This is a genomic window from Curtobacterium flaccumfaciens, from assembly GCF_013359815.1.
Taxonomy (GTDB): domain Bacteria; phylum Actinomycetota; class Actinomycetes; order Actinomycetales; family Microbacteriaceae; genus Curtobacterium; species Curtobacterium flaccumfaciens.
This window is the reverse complement of sequence record NZ_JABMCF010000036.1, coordinates 398,465-419,702: the sequence shown is the minus strand read 5'-3', so window position 1 is coordinate 419,702 and position 21,238 is coordinate 398,465. Positions and strand designations below refer to the sequence as shown.

The 21,238-nt window shown below is 71.4% G+C and carries 17 protein-coding genes; 6 read left to right on the top strand and 11 right to left on the bottom strand.

What is annotated here, in order from left to right; all coding sequences use genetic code 11:
- Nucleotides 1–98: 98 nt before the first annotated feature.
- The 3 genes from HP445_RS10145 to HP445_RS10135 all read left to right on the top strand — a co-directional run bounded on the left by HP445_RS10145 (nucleotide 99) and on the right by HP445_RS10135 (nucleotide 2,153).
- On the top strand, nucleotides 99–461 hold the full coding sequence (locus HP445_RS10145; protein WP_111022117.1) for a hypothetical protein: 363 nt from the start codon (nucleotides 99–101) through the stop codon (nucleotides 459–461).
- 11 nt (nucleotides 462–472) lie between these two features.
- Complete coding sequence (locus tag HP445_RS10140; RefSeq protein ID WP_128780888.1) at nucleotides 473–1,282, top strand: hypothetical protein; 810 nt, start codon at nucleotides 473–475, stop codon at nucleotides 1,280–1,282.
- A gap of 64 nt (nucleotides 1,283–1,346) precedes the next feature.
- The gene (locus HP445_RS10135) at nucleotides 1,347–2,153 is read left to right on the top strand and encodes an isocitrate lyase/PEP mutase family protein (protein WP_128780889.1); all 807 of its coding nucleotides are present in this window, start codon (nucleotides 1,347–1,349) and stop codon (nucleotides 2,151–2,153) included.
- A 101-nt stretch (nucleotides 2,154–2,254) separates the two neighbouring features.
- Here the strand turns inward: HP445_RS10135 and HP445_RS18645 are convergent, their stop codons facing one another.
- From HP445_RS18645 to HP445_RS10080, 11 genes are all read right to left on the bottom strand, one after another.
- Nucleotides 2,255–3,220, bottom strand: coding sequence for a family 16 glycosylhydrolase (locus HP445_RS18645; protein WP_241660434.1), 966 nt, complete (start codon nucleotides 3,218–3,220; stop codon nucleotides 2,255–2,257).
- Between the two features lie 291 nt (nucleotides 3,221–3,511).
- Complete coding sequence (locus HP445_RS10125; protein WP_181441617.1) at nucleotides 3,512–4,837, bottom strand: alpha-hydroxy acid oxidase; 1,326 nt, start codon at nucleotides 4,835–4,837, stop codon at nucleotides 3,512–3,514.
- Complete coding sequence (locus HP445_RS10120; protein WP_128780890.1) at nucleotides 4,834–6,321, bottom strand: rhamnulokinase; 1,488 nt, start codon at nucleotides 6,319–6,321, stop codon at nucleotides 4,834–4,836. The genes HP445_RS10125 and HP445_RS10120 overlap by 4 nt, the downstream gene beginning before the upstream one ends.
- A 52-nt stretch (nucleotides 6,322–6,373) precedes the next feature.
- Nucleotides 6,374–8,422, bottom strand: a complete 2,049-nt coding sequence (locus HP445_RS10115; protein WP_128781081.1) for a bifunctional aldolase/short-chain dehydrogenase — start codon at nucleotides 8,420–8,422, stop codon at nucleotides 6,374–6,376.
- Between the two features lie 40 nt (nucleotides 8,423–8,462).
- Complete coding sequence (gene rhaI / locus HP445_RS10110) at nucleotides 8,463–9,635, bottom strand: L-rhamnose isomerase (protein WP_128780891.1); 1,173 nt, start codon at nucleotides 9,633–9,635, stop codon at nucleotides 8,463–8,465.
- Nucleotides 9,636–9,807: 172 nt separating this feature from the next.
- Complete coding sequence (locus tag HP445_RS10105; protein WP_128780892.1) at nucleotides 9,808–12,126, bottom strand: family 78 glycoside hydrolase catalytic domain; 2,319 nt, start codon at nucleotides 12,124–12,126, stop codon at nucleotides 9,808–9,810.
- Nucleotides 12,127–12,245: 119 nt separating this feature from the next.
- Nucleotides 12,246–13,124 (bottom strand): carbohydrate ABC transporter permease, encoded by an 879-nt coding sequence (locus tag HP445_RS10100; RefSeq protein WP_128780893.1) that lies wholly within the window; start codon nucleotides 13,122–13,124, stop codon nucleotides 12,246–12,248.
- The gene (locus tag HP445_RS10095) at nucleotides 13,121–14,053 is read right to left on the bottom strand and encodes a carbohydrate ABC transporter permease (RefSeq protein ID WP_241660435.1); all 933 of its coding nucleotides are present in this window, start codon (nucleotides 14,051–14,053) and stop codon (nucleotides 13,121–13,123) included. Before HP445_RS10095 ends, HP445_RS10100 begins: the two co-directional genes overlap by 4 nt.
- 5 nt (nucleotides 14,054–14,058) lie before the next feature.
- Nucleotides 14,059–15,378 carry an ABC transporter substrate-binding protein gene (locus tag HP445_RS10090; RefSeq protein WP_128780894.1) on the bottom strand — a complete coding sequence of 440 codons (1,320 nt, stop codon included), beginning with the start codon at nucleotides 15,376–15,378 and terminating at the stop codon, nucleotides 14,059–14,061.
- Nucleotides 15,379–15,927: 549 nt separating this feature from the next.
- The gene (locus HP445_RS10085; protein WP_128780895.1) at nucleotides 15,928–17,031 is read right to left on the bottom strand and encodes a LacI family DNA-binding transcriptional regulator; all 1,104 of its coding nucleotides are present in this window, start codon (nucleotides 17,029–17,031) and stop codon (nucleotides 15,928–15,930) included.
- Between the two features lie 43 nt (nucleotides 17,032–17,074).
- Nucleotides 17,075–18,085, bottom strand: a complete 1,011-nt coding sequence (locus tag HP445_RS10080; RefSeq protein WP_111022126.1) for a LacI family DNA-binding transcriptional regulator — start codon at nucleotides 18,083–18,085, stop codon at nucleotides 17,075–17,077.
- 364 nt (nucleotides 18,086–18,449) lie between these two features.
- Here HP445_RS10080 and HP445_RS10075 point away from each other — a divergent pair, with 364 nt between their 5' ends.
- The 3 genes from HP445_RS10075 to HP445_RS10065 are packed head-to-tail and all read left to right on the top strand — an operon-like array spanning nucleotide 18,450 to nucleotide 21,089.
- Nucleotides 18,450–19,805, top strand: coding sequence for an MFS transporter (locus tag HP445_RS10075; RefSeq protein WP_206647619.1), 1,356 nt, complete (start codon nucleotides 18,450–18,452; stop codon nucleotides 19,803–19,805).
- Nucleotides 19,802–20,143: an L-rhamnose mutarotase gene (locus tag HP445_RS10070; RefSeq protein WP_071405041.1), complete on the top strand. Its 342-nt coding sequence runs from the start codon at nucleotides 19,802–19,804 to the stop codon at nucleotides 20,141–20,143. Before HP445_RS10075 ends, HP445_RS10070 begins: the two co-directional genes overlap by 4 nt.
- Before the next feature lie 25 nt (nucleotides 20,144–20,168).
- On the top strand, nucleotides 20,169–21,089 hold the full coding sequence (locus tag HP445_RS10065) for a metallophosphoesterase (protein WP_128780896.1): 921 nt from the start codon (nucleotides 20,169–20,171) through the stop codon (nucleotides 21,087–21,089).
- The last annotated feature ends 149 nt before the right edge of the window (nucleotides 21,090–21,238 follow it).

Below are 21,238 nucleotides of genomic sequence, written 5' to 3'. Positions count from 1 at the left end.
CATACACGGACTGCCCACTCGAGGAAAGTCCGCGGTGGACGTCCCGGTTGCTGCCGTCGCAGTTCGAGGTGGGAAGTGGCAGGACCTACCCTGGACGGATGCTCTCCCGCCGCGAAGCCGCCGTCCGGCTCGACATCCCCCTCGAGATGGCGACCCGCCACGGCATCCCGTCGCGCCTGAGCGAAGCGGAGCTCGACGCGATCGAGCAGGACCCGCCCGCCTGGCTCGTGCAGTCCCGCGCCAACCGCACCGGCACCAAGAAGGTCTGGACGCGCCTGGAGTGCGTGGTCTGCGGCTTCGACGAAGAGGCGCGCCCGAAGAAGTGGTGGCCCGAGTGGGACTACCTGATGTGCGACTACCACGCCCCGTACCAGGCGCCCGAGCCCACCGCCGGCCTGACGCGGCGCGAGGTCGAGGGCATCGGCAGCCGCTTCATCGCGCTCGTCGACGAGAAGCTCTGAGCAGCAGCACGATGCGCCTGCTGAGCGAGGCATCGCGGGGCGACTGGCTCGTCGCGCGTGCCGGGCGTTGGGCGAGCGTCGGTGGTGTCGCGGGCACCGGGTTCGAGGCGTACGCACGCCTGTTGCACCCGGTCGGCGCGCACCGGGCGGACCTCGACACCACGGACGAGTGGGGCGACCACCCGGACGTCGAACACACCCGCTGGCGGTGGTCGGAGGTCGCGCGCCGCAACGACCGCGTGATGCACCCCCTGGTGCAGTGGCAACGCCTGACCGACGACGAGCAGACGACGTCGTGGGCCGACGGCTGGCGCGTGGACCAGTCGGACGACGGGTGGTTCGACCCGCAGGACCTCGCCGTCCTCACCACGCACCTACGGAGCGCGACGTCGACCCCCGGGGACCTGGTCGTCGGAGCGTGGGAGGGGACGGGCGGGCCGCCGTCCGCTGAACGCCGGCACCGGATCCGCCGTGCGCGGGGCTTGATGGCCTGGCCCGCGCGGGACACCTGGCTCTTCAGTGCGACCCTGGACGAGCTCGTCGATCCGTCGTGGGCGCAGCGGGCGGTCCCGGGTTGGGAGAGCTTCGGGCTGCACGGCCAGGTGGCGCCGCACACGACGTTCATCTGGCCGGAGGACCACGCGTGGGTCGTCGCCGCCGAGGAGGACTGGGACTCGACGATCGTCGCCGGATCGCGCGCGCTCGTCGACCGCGTGCTCGACGACGGCCGGTTCGAGGCGTTCGAGGTCCGCGAGCACGACGACCTGTCGTGGGACGGAGACCTGCTGAACCCACGCAGGTCTCCTCGCCCCGAGGGCTGAGCGGCCCCACCGCGTCGTCCGGAACCCGCCAGCTCGTCCGCGCTCGGACCGATGGGATCGAAGGGTGAACACCACTTCGACCAGAGCCGCGACCTTCCACGGCCTCCACGACCACCGATCCCGGCCACTCGTCCTCGTCAACGTCTGGAACGCCGCGAGCGCCCGACTCGTCGAGGACGCCGGCGCGACCGCGATCGCCACGACCAGTGCGGGCGTCGCCTGGTCCCTCGGGCGACCGGACGGGAACACCCTGACCCGCGCGGAAGCGATGGACGCGGTCGCGCGGATCGCGGCTTCGGTGTCGGTGCCGGTCACCGTCGACATCGAGTCCGGGTACGCCGACGATGCGGACGGCGTTGCGCGCACGGTGGACGCGGTGCTCGAAGCGGGCGCCGTCGGGATCAACATCGAGGACGGCGGGTTGCATCCGGATGCGCTCGCCGACCGCATCGGGGCGGCCCGGCGCGCGGCGGAACGAGCCGGGGTACCCCTGTTCGTCAACGCACGGACCGACGTCCACCTCGCCGGTCTCGTCGATCCCGAACGGCTCCTGGCCGAGACGCTCGAGCGTGCTCGTCGCTACCGCGGAGCCGGCGCGGACGGTGTGTTCGTCCCCGGAGTCCGAGACGTCCAGACCATCCGTGCGCTGGTGGAGTCGATCGACGGCCCGGTGAACGTGATGGCCGGTCCGGGGTCGCCGACCGTGGCGGAACTCGCCCGGCTCGGTGTGGCCCGCATCAGTCTCGGTTCCGCCGTCGCGCAGGCCGCGTACGCCGTCGTTCGGCAGGCCACGGCCGAGCTGCGGACCACCGGCACCTACGACTCGCTGGCGGCCGGGGTGGACTACGCGGACCTCAACGCGCTCTTCTGAGCGGCGCGCGACGCCCTGAACGCGACCACACGGACGGACGGGAGGCCCGGTGCCAGCTGGCACCGGGCCTCCCGTCCGTCCGTGGTGCGGACCTGCGGACGCTACTCGGTCGTCGAGACCCAGTCGATGAGCAGGTTGCCCTGCTCGCCCCAGTTGCCGACCTGGAACATGAAGCGGTGCGGGGTCGTCGGCACGTCGTGCGTGACGGTGCCGAGGACCTTGCCGTCGACGCTGTAGGTCACGGACTCACCGGGGACCCAGTCGACCTTGTAGGTGTGCCAGTCGCGCCACGAGACGCCGGTGCCGAGCTGGACGCGCTCGGCTTCCTTGCCCGGGGTCATCGAGTGGTGGAACACCGAGGGGCTGTCCTCGAAGTTGCCCTCGGGGAAGTCGATCTCGCCATCGGCCCACACGTTCGACGTCGGCCACAGCATGAAGGCCGCGCCGTTGCCGTCGCCGCCGGTCGCCTTCGCGCGGACCGAGAACGAGCCGCCGACGTGGTCCCAGGCGCCGGCGGAGGAGCCGAAGGTGCCGGCTGCTCCGGCACCGGTGCCGAGGGCGACGTCCATCACGCCGTCGTGCACCGACACGGTCTTGCTCGGCGCGTAGATGCCCGAGGTGCCGTCGGGGTAGGGCTGCCACGACTGCGGGTACAGCGACTGGACGAGGCCGGTGACGGCGTTCGTGGTGAAGTCCTCGACGAACGGGGCGTCCGGTGCGATCGCGGACAGGTCCGCGGGGGAGGCCTCCGCCTCGGGTGCCGCTTCCGGCGCGACCTCGGACTCGGGCTCGGCCTCTGCGTCGGGCGCGGGCTCGGCGACGGGGGCCGAGTCCTCGATGGGCGCGGAGTCCTGCTCGGGCTCCGTGTCCGGGGTCCACTCGTCGGTGGGGGCCGGGGACTCCGTCTCGTCCGGGGCCGGCGTCGGAGTGGGGTTCACCGGGGCGTTGTGCCAGCGGCGTTCGCCGTCCCAACCCCACCAGGTGCGGGCGGAGGCGGCGGTGGGGACACCGAGGACCAGGGCGCCGGCGGTCGCGACCGCCAGGATCGCGCGGTGCCGGATCATCATCGGGTGCCCCCTCGGGTGACCGGGGGCGTGGACGTGGTGCGTGGGGTCGTGCCGCGCGAGGGCGTGCACGTGCTTCGGGTCGAGATGTCGGGCTCCTCGTGGATGCTCGGGCGCAGGATGCGGGGAGGGACGGACGCACCAGCCGGCCGGATGCCGAGGGTTTCGTTGACACGTCCACGGACATCTTGCATCATTTGTGACCCGTTCGGGGGGCGTCACGGAAATCGACCGACGAACGCCCGGTGTCCGCCGCCCGAACGTGCACGATGCAACGCGCGGGGAGCCGACCGCTCAGGCCCGGGGGATCGGCTGCAACCGCTGCAGCTGCGTCACGTGCCCCGGCTCGAGCTCGTCGAGCGAGGCCACCCCGAGCAGCCGCATGGTCCGCTCGATCTGCTCGGACAGGATCTGGATCATCCGGTCCACCCCGGCCTCGCCACCGGCCATCAGCCCGTACAGGTAGGCACGGCCGACCATCGTGAACCTCGCGCCGAGGGCCACGGCGGCCACGATGTCGGCGCCGGACATGATGCCCGTGTCGAGGTGCACCTCGGTGTCCTTCCCGACCTCCTTGACCACGGAGGGCAGCAGGTGGAAGGGCACCGGGGCGCGGTCGAGCTGCCGGCCGCCGTGGTTCGACAGCGTGATGCCGTCGACGCCCAGGTCGGCCAGGCGCTTGGCGTCCGCCAGGGACTGCACGCCCTTCACGACGATCTTGCCCTGCCACTGGTCGCGGATCCAGGCGAGGTCCTCGTAGGTGACGGTCGGGTCGAACATGTGGTCGAGCAGCTCGCCGACGGTGCCGGACCAGCGGTCGAGCGACGCGAACGCCAGCGGTTCGGTGGTCAGGAAGTCGAACCACCACCACGGCCGCGGGATCGCGTTCACCACGGTCCGGGCACTCAGCTGCGGCGGGATCGAGAACCCGTTCCGCTTGTCCCGCAGCCGCGCACCCGCGACGGGGACGTCCACGGTGACGAGCAGGGTGTCGAACCCGGCCTGCTGGGCGCGGGAGACCAGCGCCATCGACTTCTCGCGGTCCTTCCACATGTACAGCTGGAACCAGTTGCGCCCGTGCGGGTTGGCGTCGCGGACGTCCTCGATCGCGGTGGTGCCCATCGTGGAGAGCGAGAACGGGATGCCGGCACGTCCGGCGGCCCGGGCACCGGCCCGCTCGCCCTCGGTCTGCATCATCCGCGTGAAGCCCGTCGGCGCGATGCCGAACGGGTACGACACCGGCGCCCCGAGCACCTGGCGCGAGGTGTCCACCCGCGACACGTCCCGCAGGATCGCCGGGGTGAACTCGATGTCCTCGAACGCCTGCCGCGCGCGGGCCAGTGAGATCTCCGCCTCGGCCGCGCCCTCGGTGTAGTCGAACGCGGCCTTCGGGGTGCGCCGGGCGGCGATGTCCCGGAGGTCCCAGATGGTCAGGGCCTGTTCGAGGCGCTGACGTCGACCCGGCAGCGAGGGCTTCTTGAACTGCATGAGCGGCGCGAGGTCCCGCACCGTCGGCAGCTGCCGCTTGACCCGCGTGCGAGCTGCGGACGCGGACCCGGTCGCGGGTGCCGGTGCCCCGGTCGCGGGGTCGATCCGGTGCTGGTCGTCGGTCGTGGTCATGCGTGGCTCCTGACGGGGGATCGATCGGGATCGGCGCGCGACGACGCCGACGGGGTGTACCGCACGGGCTCGACGCTCCGTGCGACGATGCTGCGGAGTGCCTCCAGTGAAGCCCCTCCGAGGCCCGCGAGTCCAGCGGCGCGCGCCTGCACCAGCACGTTGCCGAGTGCGGTCGCCTCGACCGGTCCGGCCACGACCGGCAGGCCGGTGCGGTCCGCGGTCAGTTGGCAGAGCAGCCGGTTCTGCGAGCCGCCACCCACGACGTGCACGACCCGGATGGTCTTGCCGGTCACGTCGGCGATGGTGCGCAGCGTCTCGGCGTACGCCGTCGCGAGCGACTCGAGGATGCTCCGGACGAACTCCGCCCGCGACGCGGGGGCGCTCAGCCCGTGCGCCGCGCACCACGCGGCGATCCGCGCCGGCATGTCGCCGGGCGCCGTGAACGACTCGTCCGCGGGGTCGAAGACGGGGACCGGGGCGGTGACGGCCGCGGCGGAGGCGAGCAGGGCCTCCAGGTCGACCTGGTCGCCACCACGCTCCCAGGTGCGGACGCTCTCCGACAGCAACCACAGTCCGGACACGTTCTTCAGGAACCGGACGCGGCCGTCGACACCGCCCTCGTTCGTGCAGTTCGCGCGTCGTGCCGCGTCCGACAGGACGGGCGCGTCGAGCTCGACGCCGACGAGCGACCACGTGCCCGACGAGATGTAGGCGAAGTCCGGCTCCGTCGCGGGGACCGCGACGACGGCGCTCGCCGTGTCGTGCGACCCGACCAGCGTCACGTCGGCCTGGCCGCCGACGAGCTCGGCGACGGACGGCAACAGGGGGCCGAGTCGGTCGCCCGGGTCGCGCAGCGTGGGCAGCAGCCCGGCCGGGAGGCCCGCAGCAGCCCGCACCGCCGGGTCCCACCCACGGGTGGTCGCGTTCAGCGCCCCGGTCGTCGAGGCGTTCGTGCGCTCGGCCGCCTCGACCCCCGTCAGCCAGTACCCGAGCAGGTCGGGCACGAGCAGCGCACGCTGCGCGAGCTGCAGCGACGGGTCGGCGGCCCACTGGAACACCGTGTTGAACGGCAGGTGCTGCAGGCCGTTCCGGGCGTACAGCTCGGTGGCGGCCATCCGGTCGTGCACGGGGACGACACCGCCCTGGTGCCGGTCGTCGCGGTAGTGCGACGGCAGCCCGAGCAGTCGGCCGTCGCGGAGCAGGCCGTAGTCGACCGCCCACGAGTCGATGCCGATGCTGGCGATCGCGGGGTGCTCGGCGAACGCACGCCGCAGCCCCTCGGTCACCTGTCGGTACAGCTCGACGACGTCCCAGTGCAGGGCGTCGCGGCCGGTGTCGGCGTCGCCCTCGTGCAGGGTGACGGGGCCGTTCGGGAACCGGGCGACGTGGTCCATCCGGACCCCGTCCTGGTCGACGTGGCCGACGATCACCCGGCCGCTGGTCGCCCCGAGGTCGACCGCGGCGACGCTGCCGCTGGTGTGCATGCCGTGCTCCTGCTCGGTTCGTTGGTCGTCGCTCGTTGGTCGTCGGTCGTCGCTACCGCAGGAAGGCCGCGGCGACGCCGGCGTCGACGGGCACGTGCAGGCCGGTGGTGTGCGAGAAGTCGTCGGTGCAGATGGCGTAGACGGCGTTCGCGACGTTCTCGGGCACGACCTCGCGCTTCAGGATCGTGCGCTGCGCGTAGAACTTGCCGAGGTCCTGCTCCTCGATGCCGTACGTCTTGGCGCGGTTGGCGCCCCAGCCGCTCGCGAAGATGCCGGAGCCGCGCACGACACCGTCGGGGTTGATGCCGTTGACGCGGACGCCGTGCTCCCCGAGCTCGGCCGCGAGCAGCCGCACCTGGTGGGCCTGGTCGGCCTTCGTGGCGGAGTACGCGATGTTGTTCGGCCCGGCGAACACCGAGTTCTTCGACGAGATGTAGACGATGTCGCCGCCCAGGCCCTGCTCGATGAGCACCTTCGCCGCGGCCTTCGACACCAGGAACGACCCCTTCGCCATCACGTCGTGCTGCAGGTCCCAGTCCTGCTCGGTGGTCTCGAGCAGGCTCTTGGACAGCGAAAGACCCGCGTTGTTCACGACGAGGTCGAGGCCGCCGAAGTGCAGCAGCGTCTGCTGGATCGCCTGGTCGATCGCGGCGGCGTCCGTCACGTTCGCGGCGACGCCGATCGCGCGGTCGCTGTTGCCGATCTCGGCGGCGGTCTCCTGTGCCTTCGCCAGGTCGAGGTCGGCGATGACGACGGCGGCACCCTCGGCCGCCAGGCGCTTCGCGATCGCCTTGCCGATGCCCGATGCGGCCCCGGTGACCAGGGCGATGCGCGTCGCGAGCTTCTTGGGCGCGGGCATCCGCTGCAGCTTCGCCTCTTCGAGGGCCCAGTACTCGATCCGGAACTTCTCGGCTTCGTCGATGGGGGCGTAGGTGCTGACCGACTCGGCGCCGCGCATCACGTTGATCGCGTTGACGTAGAACTCGCCGGCGACGCGGGCGGTCTGGGCGTCCTTGCCGTACGAGAACATCCCGACGCCGGGCACCAGCACGATGAGCGGGTCGGCGCCGCGGATCGCGGGGGAGTCCGGCGTCGCGTGCCGGTCGTAGTACGCCTGGTAGTCCGCGCGGTACTGCTCGTGCAGGTCGTGCAGGCGGGCGGTCTGCTCGTCGACGGAGGCCGTTGCCGGCAGGTCGAGGATGAGCGGCTTGACCTTGGTGCGCAGGAAGTGGTCCGGGCAGCTCGTACCGAGGGCCGCGAGTGCTTCGGCGCGCTCGCTCGCCAGGAACTCGAGCACGACGTCCGAGTCGGTGACGTGCCCGACGACCGGCTTGTCGTGCCCGGCGATGCCGCGGATCGTGGGGGCGAGGGCGGCGGCGCGTGCGCGGCGTTCGTCGGTCGGCAGTGCTTCGAACCCCGCTCGGAGGCCGCCGAACGGGTCCGCCGTGCCGTGCTCCGCGAGGTACTGCTCGGTGGTGTCGATGATCCAGCGGGAGTTCGCCTCGGCCTCGTCGCTCGTGTCCCCCCACGCGGTGATGCCGTGGCCGCCCAAGATCGTGCCGATCGCCTGCGGGTGGTCACGCTTGACGCCTGCGAGGTCGAGCCCGAGCTGGAACCCGGGCCGTCGCCACGGCACCCAGACGACCCGGTCGCCGAAGATCCGCTCGGTCAGGGCCGGACCGTCCGCCGCGGTGGCGATCGCGATGCCGGCGTCGGGGTGCAGGTGGTCGACGTGGGCGGCGTCGACGAGGGCGTGCATCGCGGTGTCGATCGACGGCGCGGCACCGCCCTTGCCGTGCAGCGTGTAGTCGAACGCGGCGACCATCTCGTCCTCGCGCTCGACGCCGGGGTAGACGTCCTGGAGGGCACGGACGCGGTCGACGCGCAGGACCGCGAGGCCCGCCGGGGTGAGGGTGCCAAGGTCGCCCCCGGAGCCCTTCACCCAGAGCAGCTCGACCGGTTCGCCCGTGACGGGGTCCGTGTCGGTTCCCTTGGCGGAGGTGTTCCCGCCCGCGTAGTTCGTGATCCGCGGATCCGAGCCGAGCGCGTTCGAGCGCGCGACCAGCGCCCGGATCGTGGTGTCTGCGTCGGTGCCGTGCATTGCGGGGTCCACCCGTGCCTCCACTGTGTTCGTCATGTTCCTACGCGCCCCAGCCGGCCTGGACGCCGCCGACGCGGTCCTCGGCGATGGACTGCTGGTAGCCCGAATCGAGGTACGCACGCATCGGGTTCGCCGGCAGCCCGCGGGACTCGCGCCACTCGGCGAGGTCCTTCCGGACGTCGGTCTGGTACGCGTCCATGAAGACCTCGTTGGCGCCGAGGACGTCGTGTGCCTCCTGCGCCGCGGTCAGTGCGACGCGGTCGAGGAGCAGCGCGCGGGCCGTCATCTCCTGCACGTTGAGCACCGAGCGGATCTGGCCGGGGATCTTGTCCTCGATGTTGTGGCACTGGTCGAGCATGAACGCGACGTCGGGGTTGTCGTAGCCACCGCCGCGGATGACCTCGACCAGGATCCGGAAGAGCTGGAACGGGTCCGCTGCCCCGACGATCAGGTCGTCGTCGGCGTAGAAGCGCGAGTTGAAGTCGAAGGAGCCGAGCTTGCCGAGGCGCAGGAGCTGCATCACGATGAACTCGATGTTCGTGCCGGGGGCGTGGTGCCCGGTGTCGAGGCAGACCATCGCCTTCGGCCCGAGCGCCGCCGTCTGCACGTAGCTGGTGCCCCAGTCGGGAACGTCCGTGTGGTAGAACGACGGCTCGAAGAACTTGTACTCGAGCACGAGCCGCTGGTCGGCACCGAGGCGGTCGTAGATCGTGCTGAGCGACTCGTGCAGGCGGTCCTGGCGGGAGCGCATGTCCTCCTGCCCCGGGTAGTTCGAGCCCTCGGCGAGCCATATCTTCAGGTCGCGGCTGCCGGTGGCGTCCATCACGTCGATGCAGCGCAGGTGGTGGTCGATCGCCTTCTGCCGGATCGTCTCGTCGACGTGGGTCAGGGCGCCGAACTTGTAGTCGTCGTCCTGGAACGTGTTCGAGTTGACGGTGCCGAGCGACACCCCGTGCTCCTCGGCGTGGCGCTTGAGGTCGGCGAAGTCGTCCACCAGGTCCCACGGGATGTGCAGTGCGACGGTGGGCGCCAGGCCGGTGTACTGCTGCACCTGGGAGGCGTCGGCGATCTTCTCGTAGGGGTCGCGCGGGGTGCCCGGCGTGCTGAACACCTTGAAGCGGGTGCCGGAGTTGCCGAAGGCCCAGCTGGGCAGCTCGATCTGCTGTCGTGCCAGCTGGTCGGCGATGCCGGCGAAGCTCGGGGTCGATGTCATCGTGTCACTTCCTCGTGTGCGATTGAATCGTTTCATACGGTACGGCTTGCGCGGGGTTCGCGCAACCGCGGTGGTGCTGTGGGCGGGGCGGGGCGGGGCGGGGAACCAGGTTCCGGACACAGCACCACGCACTTCCGCGGTGTTGTGTCCGGAACCTGGTTCCGGCAGCCCCCTACCCGGCGGGGACGGCAGCGGGGGCGCGCAGGTCGTGCGTTCCGCCTGCGACGCGCTGCTCGGGGGCGCCCGGCAGGCGCACCACCGCGGTCACGCCCTCGGGCACGGTCGCCCGGACGCGCAACTCCCCGTCGACGAGCTCCCACCGCACCGCGACGTGCCCGTGCACGGTGTCGAGCGAGGTCTCCGCCCACGTCAGCCCACCGCCCGGCTGCGGCGCGATCAGGACGGCCGAGTATCCCGGCGACAGCGGCGACAGGCCGCCCACCACCCGGTGCATCCAGTCCGCCACGGCACCGAGTGCGTAGTGGTTGAACGAGGTCATCTCACCCGGGTTGATCGTGCCGTCCGGCAGCATCGAGTCCCACCGCTCCCACACCGTCGTCGCGCCCATCGTCACCGGGTACAGCCACGACGGGCACTCCGTCTGCAGCAGCAGCCGGTAGGCGTCCTCCAGGTGCCCCGTCTGCGTCAGCGCGTCGGTGATGAACGGCGTTCCCGCGAAGCCCGTCGAGATCCGGTACCCGGACGCCTCGACCAGCTCGGCGAGACGGTCGCCGGCCACGGCCTGCTCCTGCTCGGACAGGATCCCGAACACGATCGCCAGCGTGTACACCGTGGTCGCGTCCGACAGGATCCGCCCGTCGTCCTGCAGGTAGTGGGTGCGGAACCCGGCCTGGAGGCGCGTGGCGAGTTCCCGGAACTCCGCTGCTTCCGCCTCGTGACCGCCCAACAGCTCCGCCGCGTCCGCCACGATCGTCGCGGACCGGTAGGCGCAGATCGTCGCGACGACGCCCTTGTCGGCCTTCGCGTCGGCCGGGGCCTCGGGCGGGGCGTCCGGGTCGAGCCAGTCGCCGAACTGGAACACGGTGTCCCACAGGTCCTCCGGGGACAGATGGTCACGGACCCGGCGCAGGTGTGCGGCCATCGAGTCGAACTGCTCCTCGAGCACCGCGGTGTCGCCGTACGCCTGGTACAGCGTCCACGGCACCCAGACGCCGGCGTCCGACCAGACGGCGGTCGCGTCGGGCGTGCCGAAGTCCTCGGCGGGGGAGTACTTCAGCACGTCCGGCACCACGAACGGGATGATCCCGTCGGCGTGCTGCTGCTCGAGCCAGACGTCCCGCAGCCAGTCGGCCAGGAACGTCCGGGTGTCGAACAGGTACGAGGCGGTCGGGGCGAACGCGGCGATGTCGCCCGTCCAGCCGAGTCGCTCGTCGCGCTGCGGGCAGTCCGTCGGCACGCTCAGGAAGTTGCCCTGCATGCCCCGGACGACGTTGTCGTGGAAGGTGTTCAGCAGCTCGTGGCTCGACACGAACGTGCCGGTGCGGGTGAGGTCCGACCCGACCTGCACGGCGGTGATCGCGGCGCGGAGCTCGTCCTGCGTGCCCGGCCAGCCGTCGACCTGCGCGTACCGGAACCCGTGGAACGTGAACCGGGGCTCGAACGTCTCGGGCTCGTCGTCACCGCGCAGGGTGAAGTGGTCCGTCGCCTTCGCGGTACGCAGGGGGCGGGTGCCGAGCTCGTCGTGCTCGAGCACCTCGGCGTGCTGCAGGGTCAGCACGGTGCCGGCCGGGCCGGTCGCGGTGACCCGGAGCCACCCGACCAGGTTCACGCCGAAGTCGAGCAGGGTCGCTCCCGACGGGCTCGTCCAGATCGCCACCGGGGCGATCTCGGCCAGCGGGCGCACCGGCGGCACCGTGTCGGCGACGAGTTCGCGGTCGCCGATGTCGACCGCGTGCACCGTGCTCGTCCGTCCCTGGTGGCCGTCGACGCTCGGCACGGTGACCTCGCCGGGCGTCAGGAACGAGCCGTCGCGGAGTCGGGCGTCGATGTCCTGCCCGTCGTACAGCTGGTCGGCGGTGATGGCACTCGACAGCGCCTGCCAGTCGGTGTCGGTCGTGACGTGCTGCTCGTGCCCGTCGGCGAAGGTGATCCGGAGTTCGGCGAACCCGGCGCGCTCGTCGGCGTACCAGCCGCCACCGCCGCCCCAGGCCAGGCGTCCGGCGGCCCAGCCGTTCCCGACGACGAGCGCGAGGACCGCCGGCTGCCCGGGGACCGTGTCCGTCAGGTGCGCGGTGACGTCGTGCGAGACGACGCGGATGCGCCACTCGTAGCTCGTCCACCCCGGTTCGAGCAGGTGGTCGGAGACCCGCTGCCCGCCGAGCCAGGCCTCGACGACGCCGAGGGCGCTGACGTCGAGGGTGGCGGCGGTGACGGCGCCGTGGCCGTCGTCGAGGGGGAACTCCCGACGCAGGATCGGGGCGCTGCCGAGGTCGGTGTCGGCCGCGATGAACGGTGCGGTCCAGGTGGTCATGTGGTGGTCCTTTCACGCGACCGGTCGTCGTCGACCGGTGCGGGGGTCGTGGGTCCGGCCGTCCGCCCGGGTGGGCGGTGTGGCGGAGGCGGGTCGCGCCTCCAGGCCGGGGCGGGCGGTCAGCCCTTGACGGCGCCGCTGGTCATGCCGGCGACGATCTGACGGTTGAAGAAGACGTAGAGGATCAGCGGCGGGATCGTGATGAGCAGCACGTCGGTGAACAGCAGGTTCAGCTGGCTGACCGACTGGCTCTGGAACGCGTAGAGCGTCTGCTGCACCGTCGCGTTCTCGGACCCCGGCAGGAAGTACAGCGGGTTGGTGAAGTCGTTGAAGACCGTCACCGACTGCACGAGCACGACCGTGATGATCACGGGCTTGAGCAGCGGCAGCACCACCCCGAAGAACAGGCGGATCGGGCCGGCGCCGTCGAGCACGGCGGCCTCGTCGAGCTCCTTCGGGATCGTCGCGACGAACGCCCGGAACAGCAGAATGCAGAACGACAGCCCGAAGGTCGCCTCGATGAGGATCATCCCGCCCATGGTCTTGAACAGGTTGAGCCCCTGCAGCACCCAGATGGTCGGCACGATCGCCGGCGGCACGATGAGCCCCGCCAGCACGAAGAAGTTGATCAGGGCGTTCCACCGGCTCGGCCGCCGCTGCAGGACGTACCCGACCATCGCGGAGAACACCACCATGACGGTGACGCTGCCGACGGTGAGCAGGGCGCTGTTCCAGAACGCGCGGAGGATCCCGCCGTCGCCGCTCTGGAACACCGCCTGCAGGTTCTGCCACAGCTGCCAGTCGGTCGGCAGGCTGAAGCCGAGCTGGTTCGCCTCGGCGGGGTTCTTCGCCGCCTGGAGCAGGACGAAGACGAACGGCACCAGGAAGACGACGAAGCTGACGACGATGGCGATCGAGCCGATGATCCACCGGCGGGCACGGCCCGGGTGGCGGGACCGCGTCGGGGTGCTGACGCGGGGGCTGGTGAGCGTGGTCACAGCTCTGCCTCCTTGCGGTTGAGGAGCCACGAGATCGGCACCATGATCGCCGTGACGACGACGAACAGGACCACGTTGCCGGCGGTGGACAGGCCGTAGAACCCGGCCTGGTACTGCTTGTAGATCACGCTCGCGATCACGTCGCTCGTGAACCCCGGCCCGCCGCCGGTCATCGCCCAGATCAGGTCGAACGACCGCAGGCCGCCGATGAGCGACAGGATGATGACGGTGCCCATCGCGGGGCGGGACAGCGGCAACGTGATGTTCCGGAAGATCGACCACGCGCTCGCGCCGTCGACCCGTGCCGCCTCGAAGTACTCCTGCGGGATCGCCACGATGCCGGCGATGAAGATGAGCGTCGCGATGCCGACGCCCTTCCAGACGTCCACCGCGGCGACGCTCCACAGGGCGAGCGCCGGGTCGGTCAGCCACCCGGGGGTGGGCAGGCCGACCGAACCCAGCACGCCGTTGATGATCCCGTGGAACGGGTCCATCAGCGCCTTGAACGTGATGCCGATGCCGATGGTCGACACGAGCACCGGGAAGAACACGACCGCCCGCAGGTAGCCGCGCCCCAGCACGGGCGACGTGAGGAGCAGGGCGAGGGCGAGTCCGAGGACCACCTTCGCCGCGCTCGTCACGAAGCCGTACTGGAAGGTGTGCACGAACCCGGAGACGAGCTGCGGGTCCTGGAAGAACCGGACGAAGTTGTCGAAGCCGATGAAGGTCTGGTCGAACAGCGTCCAGCGGGTGAGCGAGAAGTAGAACCCGGCGAAGGTCGGGACCGCGAAGAACACGACGTACAGCGCGATCGCGGGGATGAAGAACCACGCGGGGTAGAACGAGCGCATCCGCTTGCGCGCTGGTCCGGGGCGGCCGGCCTTGCGTGTCTGCGGCGGGGCCACCGCCGTCGTGAGGGTCGCGGTCACGCCGATCACCAGCCCTTGATGCCGAGCTGCTGTGCCTGCTGGACGACGTCGTCGTCGTACTGGTCGGCGCCCTTGCTCGCGGTGGTGATGCCCGAGCCGACCTGCACGCAGATCTTCTCGAGGTTCGGGCCCTTGATCGGGGACAGGAACTCGAGCGCGGGGCTCGCCTTGCCGTCGTCCAGGTACTGCTGCAGGTCGTCGATCATCGGGGGCACGTCGTCCGGCAGCGAGCAGGTCGAGATGACGTACGGGCCGGCGGGGGTGCCGGTGTCGTTCTGCACCTGGCAGCCCTCGGTGGAGTTCGCGAAGGCGACGAACTTCTTCGCGGCCGCCAGCTCGTCACCGGTGGTCGTCTTCGGGATGTACAGGCCGTTCGGCTCCCAGATCGTCAGGTTCGTGTCCGCGGCGTCCTCGGCCGGCAGGGCGAACGCGCCGATGTCGTCGACGGCGTCGGGGGAGTCCTGCTGGATCGCCGAGATCGCGTTCGTGAGCATCGGGTACTGCGCGCCGGTGCCGTCGGCCAGCATCTTCAGGCCGTTCGCCTGCGTGGCCGAGGCGTAGTCCTCGTTGTAGAGGTCCTTGTCCTTGCCCTCGGCGAGGTGCTCGAACCCGGCGAGAGCGGGTTCGTCGGCGTAGGACTCCTTGTTGGCGGTGTAGTCGTCCGCCCACTTGTCGTCCTGTGCGGTGATGTTCGCGAAGTCGCCGAGGACGAACAGCTGGCTGGTCCAGGTGTCGCCGTAGGTCTGGATGATCGGGGCGACGTCGCCGGCGTCCTTGATCTTCTCGCTGTTGCTGATGAACTCGTCCCACGTGGTCGGGACCTTCAGGCCGAGGTCGTCGTAGACCTTCGTGTTGTAGAGCACCGCGCCGCCGAAACTCGTGCCGAACGGGGCGCCGTACATGCCCTTGTCGGTGCTGACGACCTTGGAGAACTGCGGGTCGACGTCACTCGCCCACTTCTCGTCGGACAGGTCCACCAGGGTGTTGTCCGGGTTGAGGGCCTGCATGAGCGAGCCGGAGTTGTAGTTGAAGACGTCGGCGGCCTCGCCGGTCGACAGCCGGGTCTTGATCAGGTTGTCGCCGTCGGTGCCCTGGGGGCGGGTGTCGAACTTGACGGTGATGTCGGGGTTGGCCTTCTCGAAGGCCTCGATGAGCGGCTTCGCGGTGGCCGCGGTGGCCGGGGCGTTGTCGGCCTGGTAGGTGATCTCGACCTTGCCGCCGCCTTCGTCGGCGGAGCCGCCGGACGAGCACGCTGCGAGCCCGCCGATCAGGACCGTCGCGCCGCCGATGGCGATCGCGCGCTTGGTCACGGAACGAACTGACATTCCTTACCTCCTCGTAAGGCCCGGGGCTGGGGTACCCCGGGTGAAACGAACCCGGATCCCGCGCCGTCGCGAGGTCCGGTTACTGCGTTTTAGAACGTTTCAATCAGGATGGAACCACGAGGATTGAAGCGTGTCAATCGCTGTGCCGATTTCGTTACGCGCGGCTCGTTCGCTCGCTCGTCGTTTGGCGTTCGGTGCGAGGTTCCACACTCGGTGACGGGCGCGCGGGCTCGCACGGAGTGCGCAACCTCGCACCGAGCCGACGCGCGGTGCTGCACCGTGCGGTGGTCGCGCCGCCCGCCGGCCGGGAGGCCCGTGCCGGCCCCGCCCCGCGCCTCCCGTCCGGCGCGCGGTCGCGTCACCGGCCCGCGTCGCCTCGTGCGCGCCGGCCCGGCCCGCAGCCAGCAGCCCGCTGCCCGCTGCCCGCTGCCCGCTGCCCGCGAAAGCGACACTGTGCCGCCGAACGTTCGCGCCGATCTGTCGCTCTCGCGGACCGGACGCAGCGACGACCCGCAGATGTGTCGCTTTCGCGAGTTGGTCCGCCGCCGGTCAGGCCTCGGTGCGCCTCGGGTCGCTCGGTGTCGTGCCCGCGACGGCTGCGGCGGCGGCTGCTGCGGCCGCGCCCTCCCGACCGAGCGTGCTCTCGCGCGGCACCAGCTCGCTGCTGAGCACGACGGCCCGGTGCACGTGCATCGGGTCGGTGAGCTCCTCGAGCAGCAGTTCCACCGCGGCCGCACCCATCTCGGAGCCGTGCATCGTCACCGAGGTCAGCGGCACCGCACCACCCCACGCCACGGAGTTGTGGTCGCAGCCGGACACGGGGATGTCCTCGGGGACGCGGATCCCGGCGGCTCGGAGCTCGGAGACGACCGCCATCGCGAGCAGGTCGGTCACACCCAGCACCCCGTCGGGGCGTTCGTCCTCGGGCATCCGGGCGATGCGGAGCCCGGCGTCGGTGCCTCCGGGCGGGTCGATGTCCCCGGCGTCGACGTCGACGAGCTCGACCCCCGGGTGCGCCGCGACGGCCCGCAGCACGCCGGCCCGTCGGCGGTCGACGGGCTGCAGGTCCGGACGGGCGCTCACGAACCCGATGCGTCGGCAGCCGCGGTCGATCAGGTGCTCGGTCGCCAGGAACCCGGCCTGCTCGTTGTCCACGACCACCGCGCACGCGTCGAGCTCGGTCGGTTCGTAGTTGACGTACACGACGGGTCGGCCGTGGCGCCGCGCGACCTCGACCTGGTCGCGCGACTCCGTCATCGAGGCGAGCAGGATCCCCGACACCCGGGCGCTCTCGAGGTAGGCCAGGTGTTCGCCCTGCGCCTGCAGGTCGTCCTCGCTGCTGGCGATCAGCAGGGTGAAGCCGCGTTCCCGGGCGGCCAGCTGCGCGCCGTTGACCATGTCGCTGAACAGGGAGTTCCGCAGCGACATCACGACCAGACCGATCGCGCGTGTGCTGCCGGACACCAGCGCCCGGGCGTTGCGGTTCGGCGTGTACCCGAGCGCGTCGATCGCGTCCCGCACCCGTGCGGCGGTGGCGTCGGCGACCCGCTCGGGGTGGTTCAGGACGTTCGAGACCGTGGCGAGCGAGACCCCGGCCCGGGCTGCGACGTGGTGCACGCTCGGCGGACCGTCGCGCCGGGGGACATGCACCATGCTCCGATCGTAGGCGGCGGGGGAGGCGTATCCGGACCGGGCCCTAGGCGTCGGCGACGGAGGACTGCCGCACCACGAGCTCAGGTGTGAACTCCACGTGCTCGAGGTCGATGTCCTGCCCCTGCTCGACCTGCTTCGTCAGGAGTTCGATCGCTCGGCGACCGAGGTCCTGCGCGGGCTGCCGCACCGACGTCAGCGGGACCACGGCGGACTCGGCGAACGCGATGTCGTCGTAGCCGACGATGGCGATCTGCTCGGGCACCGCGATGGTGCCGCGCATGATGAAGGCCTGTTCGAGCCCGACCGCGAGCAGGTCGTTGGCGGCGAAGACGGCGTCCGGGCGGTCGGCGGCCGGGCGGGCCTGGATCGCTTCGCCGATGCGGCGCCCTTCGAGCACGGACAGCGAGGTCGTCGGCAGGGCTTCGAGCCGGATGCCCGCGGCCTGTGCGGCGGCGAGTGCACCGGCGTGCCGGTCGGCGACCTGGCGGATGCCGAACGGCCCGCCGACGAAGGCGATGTGCGTGCGGCCGATCGCCGCGAGGTGCTCGACCGCGATGCGCCCACCGGCGATGTCGTCGACCGAGACCGAGGCGAAGTGCTCGTCGTCGGCGCGACGGTCCACCAGTACCACGGCGGTGCCCTGGTCGCGCAACCGTGCGAGCCGGGACAGGTCGTCGCCGGCGGGGGAGATCAGGAGTCCGGCGACCCGGCGTTCCTCGAACAGGTCGACGTAGGTGCGTTCGCGGTCGGTCGACTCGTCGGAGTTGCCGATCAGCACCGCGAGGCCGTTGTCCATCGCGGCGTCCTCGGCGCCCCGGGCGACGTCGGTGAAGAACGGGTTGCCGCCGTCGAGCACGATGAGGCCCACGGTGGAGCTGCGTCCGGCCCGGAGCTGCCGTGCGGAGTCGTTGCGGACGAACCCGAGCGTCGCGATCGCCGACTGCACGCGTTCCACCGTGCCGGGAGCGACCTTGTCGGGGCGGTTCAGCACGTTCGACACCGTGCCGAGGGACACGCCCGCGAGCGCTGCCACCTCTCGCACACTGACCGCCATGTGGCCATCCTGGCATCGGCGCGGTCCGCGCGGTCGGCCCGCGCCGTGATCTGTGGAAAACGCGGATGGGAGGCGCGGGGCGGGCCGGTGCCGGCCCTCCCGTCCGCGGGGTGGTCGCGTCGACTGCCCGCGCACGGTGCGAGCCGCGCGGCTGGTGCGATGCGTGCGGCTGGTGCGAGGTTCCGCACTCGGTGCGGGGTGGAAAGGCTCGCACGGAGTGCGCAACCTCGCACGGGGCGAACGCCCGCGCACGGTGCGAGGACCGGCCCGACGAACCCGCTCTTGCCAGCGCGCACACCGGAGCGCTATCGTCCTCGTCGTCCCGTTGAAACGATTCACTGACGAACACGCGAACGGAGGACCAATGGCGGTCCGCATCGGAGCCCGGAACACCACGGGCTGGAAGGCCACCGTCTCGGTGGCCATGTCGAACTACATCGAGTCGGGGTCGATCATCGCGATCGCCACGAGCCTCAGCCTGTGGCAGGCGGAGTTCCGGGTCGGCGACCTCGAGGTCGGCCTGCTCGCGAGCCTGTCGGCGAACGCCTTCGGTGCCGCCCTCGGCGCGATCGTCGGCGGACCGCTGTGCGACCGGTACGGCCGGAAGTTCATCTACACGTACGACCTGCTCCTCTACATGCTCGGCATCCTGCTCGCGGTGTTCGCCGGCAGCTACGGCATGCTCCTGGTCGGCTTCATCCTGACCGGCATCGCCGTCGGTGCGGGCGTGCCGGCGAGCTGGACCTACATCGCCGAGCAGGCCCCCGCGGACAAGCGCGCGGCCCACGTCGGCACGGCGCAGCTCGCGTGGTCGATCGGGCCGATGGTCGGGTTCGCCCTGGCGATCGCCGCGGCCCCGCTCGGCCTGCTCGGCAGCCGCCTCATCTTCGCCCACCTGTTCGTCGTCGCCGCGATCGTGTGGTGGCTCCGCCGCGGGCTGCCCGAGTCCGCGATCTGGAAGGACGAGCGTGCGGCCACCGGCACGGCGAACTTCTTCCACGGGATCACGCAGCTGTTCAGCCGCCGGAAGAACCTGACCGCGATGCTGTTCCTGTTCGGCGTCTACGCGCTCTGGAACACCGTCGCCGGGCAGGCCGGCATCTTCCAGCCCCGGGTGTACGCGGCGACCGGGGTCACGAGCGTCACCGAGCAGTACGGACTGCAGATCCTGGTCTGGGGCTGCACCGTGGCCGCGACGTACTTCGGCTTCATGCGGTACGCCGACCGGGTCAGCCGCCGCGCGCTCTACGCTGCCGGGGCCGTGCTGGCGATCATCGCGTGGGCCGTGCTCATCTACGCGCCCGCCAACCTCGGCACCCTGCTGTTCTTCGCCGTGGCGTGGGGCATCTCGTCGGGCATCGGCGCACAGGCGTTCTACGGCCTGTGGACGAGCGAGCTCTTCGCCACCCGGTACCGCGCCAGCGCCCAGGGCGTGCTGTTCCTGGCAGCCCGCGTCATGGTCGGCCTGCTGAGCATCTGGTTCCCGCTGCTGCTGTCGGACATCGGGCTGCGGGCACTCGGCGGCCTGATCCTGGGCCTCCTCGCGCTGTCGTTCCTGGTCGGCACGATCTGGGCACCGCGGACGCAGGGCAAGACCCTCGAGGCGATCGAGGCCGAGCGCTACGGCACCGTCACCACGGTCACCGGGACGGTCCGCACCGCCGACGAGCGCACCGTCCACGACGCCGAGCAGCGTCGCCGCGAACAGGCCGGCCGGTGACCCGCGTCTGCTTCCGGCTGCAGGTGCAGGTCGAACTGCTCGACGCCTACCGCGAGCGGCACGCCGCCGTGTGGCCGGCGATGCTCCGGGCGATCGCGGCGGCGGGGCGGCGGAACTACTCGTTGTTCCTCGACGACGACGGGCTGCTCATCGGGTACTACGAGACCGATTCGGTGGCCGATGCGGACGCGGCACTCGCCGCGTCCGAGGTGGCCGCGGCGTGGGAGGCGCACATGCAGGACCTCTTCGCCGGGGCCACCGGGCGCGCCGACCAGACGGCGCGGGTGCTGCCCGAGGTGTTCAACCTGGAGGACCAGTTGGCGGCCGCGCCGGACTGACGGGGGCCGTGGCTACCGTGGACGCATGCAGCCGCCAGCAGCCGGGACCCTCCGCATCCTCCACCTCTCCGACACCCACCTGACCGGCGACGGCGCCCTGCACCAGGGCGCGGTCGACACCACTGCTGCGCTCGAACAGCTGCTCGCCCACGTCGACGAGGTGCCCGGCATCGGGCTGGTGGTGGTCTCGGGTGACGTCTCCGAGGACGGCAGCCCCGAGTCCTACGCGATCGTGCGGGACCGCGTCGGCGGCTGGGCGGAGCGGCACGGAGCGGCCCTCGTCGCGGTGCCCGGCAACCACGACCTGCGTGAGGGCTTCCGGCGGGTCCTGGCGAACGGGCACGTCCTGGGCGAGGGCGGCACGGCGCTGCTGCACACGATGGAGTACCTGCCGCCGACGGTGCCCGTCTCCGGGCAGTCGGTCGTCGCCGGGCGCCGGATCGTGACCGTCGACACGAGCGTCCCCGGCGCCGGGTACGGCGAGCTCAGCGACACGGCGCTCGAGCACCTGCGCACGGCCCTCGCCGAAGGCGCAGCCGATGCCCCGCACGGCACCGTCGTCGTCCTGCACCACCCACCGCTGCCCGCCCCGACCGAGCTGCACGAAGCCCTCCGCCTGCAGAACCCCGAGGCGCTCGCCGACGTCATCCGCGGTTCCGACGTGCGGGTCGTCCTCGCAGGCCACTACCACCACCACTTCGCCGGGTCGCTCGCCGGCGTCCCGGTCCTCGTCGCCCCCGGCGTCGCGAACGACACCGACGTCGTCGGCCCGTACGACGAGGAATCCGCCGTCGTCGACAGCGGCGCGCTCGTCGTCGACATCGCCGCGGACGGATCCGTCTGGTCGACACCGGTCCGCGTGCCACGGGGCGACGCCGACCCGCGGGCGTTCCGCCTCGACCCCGAGACGGTCCGCGCCGTCATCGCGGCCGCCGGCAAGCACTGAGCCCGGTCCCCACGCGCGGTGGACGCGCGTGACGACGCACGGGAGGCCCGTGGCGGCGCCGCCACGGGCCTCCAGTCCGTCGCCTGGTGACGTCCACAGCCGCGGTACCCCACGTCTTCGGGTTGCGTGCGGGAACACCGAGTAGCACG